Annotated in this window: 9 protein-coding genes and 1 tRNA gene; 6 read left to right on the forward strand and 4 right to left on the reverse strand. The window is 69.1% G+C overall.

The features are described from left to right. Nucleotides 1–55: 55 nt before the first annotated feature. Nucleotides 56–131 (reverse strand) — tRNA-Ala (locus tag ACFV4K_RS32335). 544 nt (nucleotides 132–675) lie between these two features. On the opposite strand from ACFV4K_RS32335, the gene ACFV4K_RS32340 reads away from it, so the two are divergent. After that, nucleotides 676–1,386, forward strand: a complete 711-nt coding sequence (locus ACFV4K_RS32340; RefSeq protein ID WP_379280047.1) for a hypothetical protein — start codon at nucleotides 676–678, stop codon at nucleotides 1,384–1,386. Between the two features lie 7 nt (nucleotides 1,387–1,393). Here the strand turns inward: ACFV4K_RS32340 and ACFV4K_RS32345 are convergent, their stop codons facing one another. Then, nucleotides 1,394–2,716, reverse strand: a complete 1,323-nt coding sequence (locus tag ACFV4K_RS32345; RefSeq protein WP_379280048.1) for a putative glycoside hydrolase — start codon at nucleotides 2,714–2,716, stop codon at nucleotides 1,394–1,396. A 124-nt stretch (nucleotides 2,717–2,840) separates the two neighbouring features. On the opposite strand from ACFV4K_RS32345, the gene ACFV4K_RS32350 reads away from it, so the two are divergent. Beyond that, nucleotides 2,841–3,842 carry a polysaccharide deacetylase family protein gene (locus tag ACFV4K_RS32350; RefSeq protein ID WP_379280049.1) on the forward strand — a complete coding sequence of 334 codons (1,002 nt, stop codon included), beginning with the start codon at nucleotides 2,841–2,843 and terminating at the stop codon, nucleotides 3,840–3,842. 9 nt (nucleotides 3,843–3,851) lie between these two features. Here ACFV4K_RS32350 and ACFV4K_RS32355 read toward each other — a convergent pair whose 3' ends face one another. Continuing rightward, nucleotides 3,852–4,796 carry a ubiquinol-cytochrome c reductase iron-sulfur subunit gene (locus ACFV4K_RS32355; protein ID WP_379280051.1) on the reverse strand — a complete coding sequence of 315 codons (945 nt, stop codon included), beginning with the start codon at nucleotides 4,794–4,796 and terminating at the stop codon, nucleotides 3,852–3,854. A 181-nt stretch (nucleotides 4,797–4,977) separates the two neighbouring features. Here ACFV4K_RS32355 and ACFV4K_RS32360 point away from each other — a divergent pair, with 181 nt between their 5' ends. Genes ACFV4K_RS32360 through ACFV4K_RS32370 form a run of 3 tightly spaced genes read left to right on the forward strand, consistent with a single transcriptional unit; the run spans nucleotide 4,978 to nucleotide 7,222 of the window. Further along, nucleotides 4,978–5,145 (forward strand): hypothetical protein, encoded by a 168-nt coding sequence (locus tag ACFV4K_RS32360; protein ID WP_379280053.1) that lies wholly within the window; start codon nucleotides 4,978–4,980, stop codon nucleotides 5,143–5,145. Continuing rightward, nucleotides 5,142–6,593, forward strand: a complete 1,452-nt coding sequence (locus ACFV4K_RS32365; protein ID WP_379280055.1) for an FtsW/RodA/SpoVE family cell cycle protein — start codon at nucleotides 5,142–5,144, stop codon at nucleotides 6,591–6,593. The genes ACFV4K_RS32360 and ACFV4K_RS32365 overlap by 4 nt, the downstream gene beginning before the upstream one ends. 14 nt (nucleotides 6,594–6,607) lie before the next feature. Continuing rightward, on the forward strand, nucleotides 6,608–7,222 hold the full coding sequence (locus ACFV4K_RS32370; RefSeq protein WP_379280059.1) for an amidohydrolase family protein: 615 nt from the start codon (nucleotides 6,608–6,610) through the stop codon (nucleotides 7,220–7,222). 3 nt (nucleotides 7,223–7,225) lie between these two features. Here the strand turns inward: ACFV4K_RS32370 and ACFV4K_RS32375 are convergent, their stop codons facing one another. Continuing rightward, the gene (locus ACFV4K_RS32375; protein ID WP_379280056.1) at nucleotides 7,226–7,924 is read right to left on the reverse strand and encodes a phosphatase PAP2 family protein; all 699 of its coding nucleotides are present in this window, start codon (nucleotides 7,922–7,924) and stop codon (nucleotides 7,226–7,228) included. 175 nt (nucleotides 7,925–8,099) lie between these two features. Between ACFV4K_RS32375 and ACFV4K_RS32380 the strand changes: the two genes are divergently transcribed. Further along, on the forward strand, nucleotides 8,100–8,862 hold a 763-nt coding region (locus ACFV4K_RS32380), incomplete at its 3' end, for a class I SAM-dependent methyltransferase (RefSeq protein WP_379280058.1).

Consider the following 8,862-nt stretch of genomic DNA (forward strand, 5'->3'; position numbering starts at 1 on the left):
GGTACCGCTTCTGCGGTACCAGCCCCAATGGAGTCGGTTCGTGCAATGACACGATTGGTGGAGCTAAGGGGACTCGAACCCCTGACCCCCACACTGCCAGTGTGGTGCGCTACCAGCTGCGCCATAGCCCCTTGCGGTTGTCGCTGGGATTACCCGGCGACTGGACGAAGGTACACCATGGGGGTTGGGGGTGTGCAAATCGCCTGGTAAAGGTGGGTCTTTCGGGGGAAGTGGTGGGTTGGATTGCACGGATGACGGGGCACTCGGGGTTGGGGTCGGCGGCTGCGGCGGTTGCCGTGGGGGTGGTGGTGCTGGGTGGCGGGGGTGTCGCGAGGGGGGATGTGGGGGTTGGGAGTCGGCCGTTGGGGTGTGTGCCGGCTGTCGTTACGTTGCAGGTGATTCCGCCGTTGCCGAGGTTGTTTCTGCCGTTGCCGAGTGTTCGGGGGGTGGCGGAGTTTGATGATCTGCCTGGTGCGCCCGAGGGCGTGAGTTTCCCGCCGCGGGTCGAGTTGCGGGATGGGACACAGGGTTTCAACCGTTTCGCGGAGGTTGTGCTGCGGGACGGGTCGTTGTACACGCGGCCTCGGAAGTCTGGGGGGACGTGGCGGAAGGTGCCGGCACCCGGGTGTTTGGACGGGCAGGTCACCGCGGTGTCGGTGGGCGATCAGTCATCGGATGTCGAAGAGTTTCGAGGATGCGAAGGGGTACGACCATCCGACCACGGCGGGGCTGGTCGAGTTGGTCGCCTTGTCGCAGGACGGGTCTCGGATCACGTATCAGGATCCGTGGCTGCCGGCGGATCTGAGCTATGAGATCGGCGGGCCGATGGGTGGGCGGTTCGTGTCGGAGTCGCTGTCGGCGTCCGGGTCGGTGACGTTCGTGATGAACCGGTACGGGGACATGTTCACGCGTAGGTACGACCTGGATATGGCGGGGTCCAATCACATTCCGGGGCGGTACACCTGGCAGGACCAGGGGCCGCTGCCGTCGGCGCCGGATCAGCTGACCGAGCGGTTCAACCCGGCGACAGCCATCACCTTCCAGGGCGTCCTGCCGGGCCGCTGGAACCTGCGTTTCGACGACTTCGATTGGGCGCAGACCAAACACCCGGCCACGCTGACCCCACCGACCGGCCGCGACTACCCCGTGCAGCTCTACACCACCGACGGCCTGCGACTGCTGCCGCGCGCCGCCGGACTGGACGACAATCCCCGCGAACTCGAAGGCGCACTCGACGTCCGCGACGCCGACCCGGCCGGTAACCCGGAACTGGCGGGCTTCGTGAACGGACCCCTCACGGGCACGCCGGTTTTCGAGGTGACCGTGCAGGCCACCCGATCCCAGCTCACCGTGGCCCCGCTCGGCGCGACACTGAACCGGGGCTGACCACGGGCTAGTTGGGGACCATCGCCCCGGGGTGGTAGGTGACCGCGGGGTTCCACAGGAAGAACCCGTTGTACCCCGCCGCAAAGGTGGCGTCGATCTGCGCCTTCACCTGCTCGTCCCCGTAGGAGACGCCCAGACTGAAGTCCTGCAGCCACGGAATCACCTGCGCGCTGGTCCCCGCCGTGCGCGCCCGGAAGTCCTGCAGGGACCGGAACACGATGTCGTAGGGCTGCGAGTTCGGGCTCGCGACATCGTATTCCCCGGCGTGCCAGTGCGACGGATACAGCATGGGCGCCAGGAAGTCCGAGTAGCGCGCCATCGCCGGAATGTCCTGGGCGATCTCGTCGGGCCGGGTGGCGGCGATACCGAACACGGCGGCGCTCAACGACGCACCGGCCTGATGGATCGGCTCCCGGCAGGCGCGCAGGAAGTTGGCGATCGAGTCCGACGGGGATTCGGTGAGCCCCGGGAACCGCATGCCGCCGAGCCCGCCGTCGGGGCGGCGGATGTAGTCGTACATGACGCCATCGAAGCCGAGCTCGGCCGCTTCGACGGCGAGATCACGGTTGTAGGACCGGATCTCGGGGCTCGCGAAGTTGGTGAACGCGATCGCGCCGTAACCGCTGGAGTACGGCTGGCCGCCCGCGTTCTGGATCACCCAGTCGGGGTGGCCGTTGCGCCAGGCCCACACGGCCACGGTCGGATCGCGGAAGGCGACGATGCGGCCGATCACCTTCAACCCCATGTCGTGCAGTTGCTTCAGCGCGGCCGGGGCGTCGTAAATCGTGGTGGCGGCGCCGGATTCGCGGGCCAACGGCACCTGCGAGTCGTAGCCGATCATGCCGTCCTCGTCCTTGATGTCGAGCTGCACGGTGTCGATGCGGCCCTGGCGGGCGAGATCCAGCACTGCCTCCCGCATCGGGTCGTAGGCCCACGCGTAGGCGGTGACGTGGACGGCGCGGATGCGCGGCAGCGTCACCTCGACCTTCACCGGGCTGACGACGGTGTCCCCCGCCGCACCGGTCGCCACCACCGTGGCGTCGACCGGACCGTGCGGCAGCCGGATCTCGAAGGAGCCGTCCGGGCCGGGACGCACCGACTGGTCGCCGATGGCGACCTGCTTGGCGCCGATCGCCTTGCCGCGCACCAGCACCGGGTCCCGGTAGGAGGTGGCGGCGGGGGTCGGCGCGAGTTCCAGAGTTGGCGGCTGGACGGCGGCCGAGGGGCGGCTGCGGCCGAAGACGAACACCACGCCCGCGAGCACCAGGCACAACACCGCGCCGATCGCGAGCAGGGCGGACCGCCGACGGCGGATCGACCGGAGTCGCATGAGCAACCTAGACACCAACTTCCACAGACGGCTGTTGGGCATCACTATCTCGCCTGGGTGCGAACAACGTCCGATTTTCGCCGAGATCACGTCAAAACCGTTGCCGCCGCGTAGCGTTGCGGCGATGAAGGCGTCGACCATGCTGCGAATGGTCACGGCGGCGCTGCTGTGCGCGACCGCCACCGCGTGCGGAGGATCCACCGCTCCGAGCCCGGCGGCCACGCCCACCCCACCCCCGGCGGCGGCCAGGCCGCCGGATCCGGCCGCGGTCGCCGCCAATGAGCTGGGCCAGATTCCCATCCTCATGTACCACCGCGTCGAAGCCGCGCCCACCGGCGAATACGACCAGACCCCGGCGAAATTCACCGCCGAACTGGAGCGGCTCCACGCCGAGGGCTACCGCCCGATCACCATCACCGAGTACCTGTCGGGCGTCATCGACCTACCCGCGGGCACCCATCCGGTGGTCCTCACCTTCGACGACTCCACCGGCAGCCAGCTGACCCTCACCCCGGCCGGCGACCCGACCCCCGACTGCGCCGTCGGCCTGCTCGAGCAATTCCATTCCCGCCACCCGGATTTCGCGGCCACCGCCACCTTCTACATCAACAACGAACCCTTCGGCGAGGACGCCCGCGCCCTGCCCTGGCTGGTCCGCCACGGCTACGACATCGGCGCGCACACCGCCACCCACGCCAATCTGGGCCAGCTGCCGCCCGCCGACGTGCAACGCGAACTGGTCCAGAACATCCGCGCCATCACCACCTCCGCCCCCGGCACCACCATCCGGTCCATGGCCCTGCCGCTCGGCGTCTATCCCGCCGACCACGGCCTGGCCCGCGCGGGCAGCTGGGACGGCACGCCCTACCGGTTCGGCGGCGTCCTGCTGGTCGGCGCCAACCCGGCCGCCTCGCCCTTCACCGCGGCCCTGGACCCGGCGGGCATCCCCCGAATCCGCTCCGGCCGCAGCCCCGTCGCCTTCGACTCCGGGTACTGGCTCGACCGGCTGGCGGCCGACCCGGCCGAGCGCTACACCTCCGACGGCGACGCCACGCACGTCTCCTTCCCGCGCGCGGCCGCCGCGGAGCTGGCCGCGAGCTGGAACTCGACCGCGCAACCGTACTGACCGCGGGGGTCAGCAGCCCAGGCAACCCGGCGGAACGATCTCGCACCACCAGGGTTTCGGCGGCGGGATGGGGGCATTCGGATCCCCCGCGCCCGACACCACCCAGTCGCCCTGCACGCTCACCTGACGGCCGTCGAGGGACCGGGTGGCAGGTCCAGCAGCGACCGAGCCGTCGAGGTTGAACTTGCTGCCGTGGCAGGGGCAGTTGATGGTGCCACCCGAGATGTCGTTGACCGCGCAACCCAGGTGCGTGCAGATCACCGACAGGCCGACGAAGCTGCCCGCACTCGGCTGTGTCACAACGGTATTGCCCACGATCACCCCGCCGCCCACCGGAATGTCACCGGTCCGGGCGATGGCATTGTCGGGCGCACCCGGCTCGGTGACGGTCACCGGTGCGGGCTCGGCCGTTTGCGGCTGCTCCTGCTCCACGGCCGGGGCGACCGGCGGCGCGGGCGCGGGCCCGGCGATCAACTGCCCGTCGCGCACGTTCACCTCACGCTGCGCCAGCCCGCGCGTGGCGGGCCCCCGCACCAGCGACCCGTCCAGCCCGAATTGGCTTCCGTGACAGGGACAATTGATCACGCCACCGGAGACCGAGTTCACCGCGCAGCCCAGATGCGGGCAGACCGTCGAGAACGCGAGATAGTTCCCGGCATTCGGCTGCGTGACGACGGTGTCGCCGAGAATCACGCCCCCACCGACCGGCACATCGGCGGTTCCGGCCAGCACCGTGCCGTTCAATGGCGCGGGACCGGGCTCGGCGGCGGGCGGTTCGGGGGCGGCCGGTGCGGGCGAGCCGGTCGTGGGGGCCGGTGGCGCGGCGGTCGCGCTCGCCGCCGCCCCACCGGTGGTACCGGGTGACGGACCCCGCTGTTTCGTGCACGCGGCCGCCACCAACACCATCCCCGCGGCGACGACGACCTCCCGGCGTCCAACATGATCGATACTCATCGCGACCTCGATTGCTCGCACGCTGGTCCCGCTGACACGATCCACGACCCGTTTCGGTTCACCGTCGCGCTGCTCCGGTTCGGCACCGGCGCGGCCGGATCTGTGTCACGGTGGATCCCGTGCTCGGCGAGCGTGTGGTGCTGGTCGCCTGGTACGCCGCCCGCGGTGGATGCGCGGCCGGGTGGATATCGGTGTCCGACTGGGCATTTGGTCCAACATCCTGTCGCTCACCGTGGTGACCGTGCTGGCCAGTTATTTCAGCCAATTCCTGACCGTGTTCACGGCGATCGCGGAAGCCCTGCTGCTTTGGCTCCTGATCCGGTATCGCGCGCGATACTGTTCGGTGTGAGCGCAATTCGGCACAGCCCTGCCCCGGCGAGGTCGAGCGGACGGGTTCCGCGCAACGCCGAATTGCTACTGTGCGCGGCGGCGCTGGCGCTGACCGGATTCGCGTATCTGGCCATGACCTCCACCACCGGCAGCGGGTTCGACGGGCAGAGCATTCGAGCGCTGGTCGTCTTCACCGTGTTCGTGTTGGTCACGCATCTGGCCGTGCGGCGGTGGGCGCCCGCGGCCGATCCGGTGTTATTGCCGTGCGTGGTGTTGCTCAACGGGATCGGGCTGGTTCTCATCGACCGGCTCGACCGGGCGGAGGCGGCGCAGGCCGCGCACACGGGCAAGCCGATCCCCTCCTCGGATTCGGCGCACCAGCTGATCTGGACCGGGTTGGGCATGGCGTTGTTCGTGCTGGTGCTGGCCCTGGTGTCCGATCACACCAAACCCGCCCGGTACGGCTACACCTGCGGGCTGACCGGGGTGGTCCTGCTGCTCATCCCCGCGCTGCTGCCGTCCCGCTTCAGTGAGGTCAACGGCGGCAAGAGCTGGATTCTGATCAGCGGCTTCTCGATTCAGCCCGGTGAGTTCGCCAAGGTGCTGTTGATCATCTTCATCGCCGCGTTCCTGGTCGCCAACCGGGACCTGTTCACCACGGCGGGTAAACGCCTCCTGGGCATGACCTTCCCGCGCCTACGCGATCTGGCCCCGCTGCTGCTGGTCACCTTCGTCGCGGTGCTGGTACTGGTGTACGAGAAGAACCTCGGCTTCTCGCTGCTGGTGTTCGGGACCGTGCTGGCCATGATGTACATCGCCACCGGGCGGGCGTCGTGGCTGCTGATCGGGCTGGCCATGTTCTCGGTCGGCGCGATCATCGCCTACGGGCTGTTCGCGCACGTGCGGGTGCGCGTCCAGGTGTGGCAGGACCCGCTGGCCACGTATTACACGACGGGATACCAGATCTCGCAGGGCCTGTTCGGAATGGGCACCGGCGGACTGATCGGCACCGGCATGGGCAATGGCCGGCCGCAGGACGTGCCGTTCGCCAAGACCGACTTCATCATCTCCACCATCGGCGAGGAGCTCGGACTGGCCGGGCTGGCCGGAGTGCTGGCGCTGTTCCTGATCCTGTGCGTGCGCGGTTTCAGCGCCGCCCTCACCACCCGCGACGCGTTCGGCAAACTGCTGGGCGGCGGGCTGGCGTTCTCCATCGGCTGGCAGTTGTTCGTGGTGGTCGGCGGTGTCACCAAACTGATTCCGCTGACCGGTCTGACCACGCCGTTCATGTCCTACGGCGGTTCCTCACTGCTGGCCAACTACATCATTCTGGCGCTGCTCATCCGGATCTCCGGCGACGCCCGCTCGGCCCCGCCGCCACCCGCGCGCCCCACCGCGCCGGTGCCGCCGATCGCCGAGGACCTGACCGCCCACGTCTCCCGCCGGCTGCTGCCCCGCCGCCGCTGAACCGGAGGCCGTCGATCCGATCGCGCTGCCGCACAACCCGAACCGGGAGCAAGGCCGTCGTGGCCGAGGCCCACGCACGCGGCCTGCTCGTGATCGCGCACGCGGCCACCCCCGGCGCGTACACCATGGCCCTGGACGCGGGCGCGGACGTCATCACCCATGTCCCCGCGGGCAATCCGCTCCCAGCCGCAACCATCGAGCGCCTCGCCGCCGAGGGCACGATCGTCGTCCCCACCCTCACCATGATGGAAGGGATGGCCGCGGTCCGGGGCTTCCCCGACGGGTTCGGCGCCTGCCTGGCCTCGGTCGCCGCCATGCACGCCGCGGGCATCCCGATCCTCGCGGGCACCGACGCCAACGCCAATCCCAGTGTCCCCATGAATCCCGCGTTCGGGGCGAGTCTGCACCACGAACTCGCACTGCTGGTCGCGGCCGGGCTCTCCCCCGCCGAGGCCCTGCACGCCGCGACGGCCGGGCCCGCCGAACGATTCGGTCTCGCGGATCGCGGGGCGGTCGCCCCGGGGCTGCGCGCCGATCTCGTTCTGCTCGAGGGGGATCCGCTCACCGATATCACCGCGACGACGCGTATCCACCGGATCTGGTCCGCCGGAACCCCGGTCCCCCGGTAGGTTTCAGTCCCGGCCGGGCAGCCGGTCGGTCACCAGGCGGGTCAGCGGGCTCAGGGTCAGGCAGATCGTGAGCCAGCACGCGCCGATCAGCCATCCGGCCAGCACATCCGTCGGCCAGTGCACGCCCAGGTAGAGACGCGACAAACCGACGGCGAGCACGAACAGGGCGGCGAGCGCGGTCAGCACCAGCCTGGCGACCGGTCGGAGCCAGGGCAGTGCGACGACCACCAGGATCCCGATCACCACCGTCGAGCCGAGGGCATGGCCGGAGGGATAGGAGTGGTTCGTCTCGGTGACGAGGTGATCGACCACCGGCGGGCGGTCGCGCCCGATCAGGAGTTTGCCGAAGAAGACGATCAGGCCCGCCCCGGTCGAGGTCACGGCGACCAGCACCGCCCGGTCCCAATACCTGCGCCAGGCCAGGAACAGACAGGCCAGCGTCGAGTAGACCGCGACCGACGTGGTGCCGCCCGCCGCGCTGATCGCCTTCGCGACCGTGGTCCAGGTGTCGGTGCGGTGGTCGATGAACCACCGCAACCAGGTCGCATCGGGACCGGCGGGGCCGTGGGACCAGATCACCTCGCAGGTGAGGGCGATGATGATCGCCGCCAGCACGGACGCGATGAACACACCGGTGAGCGTGTAGTCGGCCGGTGGTGACGTCGGCGCTGTCTCCTTCGGCGCGGGCGGTGTGGACGGCATGTCATCGAGGTTGCCATGCCTTCGCTGAGAGAATCTCGAGAGCCGGGCGCGAGGGGTGAGTCAGGGCTGCTGTCGCGGATCCCTGGCGGAGGAGCCGAAACGGTCGCATACTCGAAGTTGTAAGCATTGGCTGATTACTCATTGGCCGACCCGCCTTCGAAGGAAGGGCGCTGACATGAACGATATTTCGATCGAGACCCCCTACCGGTCCGGCGTCTCCCGGACAGGTATCGAGAATGCCCTGGTCGCGGCGGGATGCAACCTCGACGAACTGCGGCTCACCGATCTCACGCTGGTGGAGGACTTTCACACCATGGGCCGGATCGCCACGGGCGCGCTGGTGGAGCTCGCGGGACTCACCGCGGAATCACGGGTGCTGGATGCCGGCAGCGGGATCGGCGGGACCGCGCGATTCATCGCCGACAGCCGGGGCTGCCGGGTCACGACCGTGGACCTGACCGAGGACTACTGCGAGACGGCGCGATGGATCAACAAGCTGGTCGGACTGGATGATCGGATCACGGTGCGGCAGGGCGACGTCACCGATCTGCCGTTCGCGGACAACAGCTTCGACGCGATCTTCAGCCAGCACGTGCAGATGAACATCGCCGACAAGGACGGTCTCTACCGCGAGGCGTATCGGGTGCTGGATACCGGTGGCCTGCTGGCCATCTGGGATATCACCACGGCATCCGTGGGTGAGCCCGAATTCCCGCTCCCGTGGGCGGACCGGTCGGACCAGAGCCATCTGGTGACCGCCGACAATCTGCGCGCGGCCGTCGAGCGGTCGGGCCTGACGGTGGAACAGTGGGAGGACCTCACCGAGCAGGCGACCGCCGTCATGCGGATGGTGCTGGCGAATCCGCCGAATCCCGTTGGCCTGCAATCCTTCGTCGCGAACTTCCCGGCCAAGATCGAGCACCTGACCGAGGCGCTCG

The sequence above is a fragment of the Nocardia sp. NPDC059764 genome (assembly GCF_042732555.1).
GTDB lineage: Bacteria > Actinomycetota > Actinomycetes > Mycobacteriales > Mycobacteriaceae > Nocardia.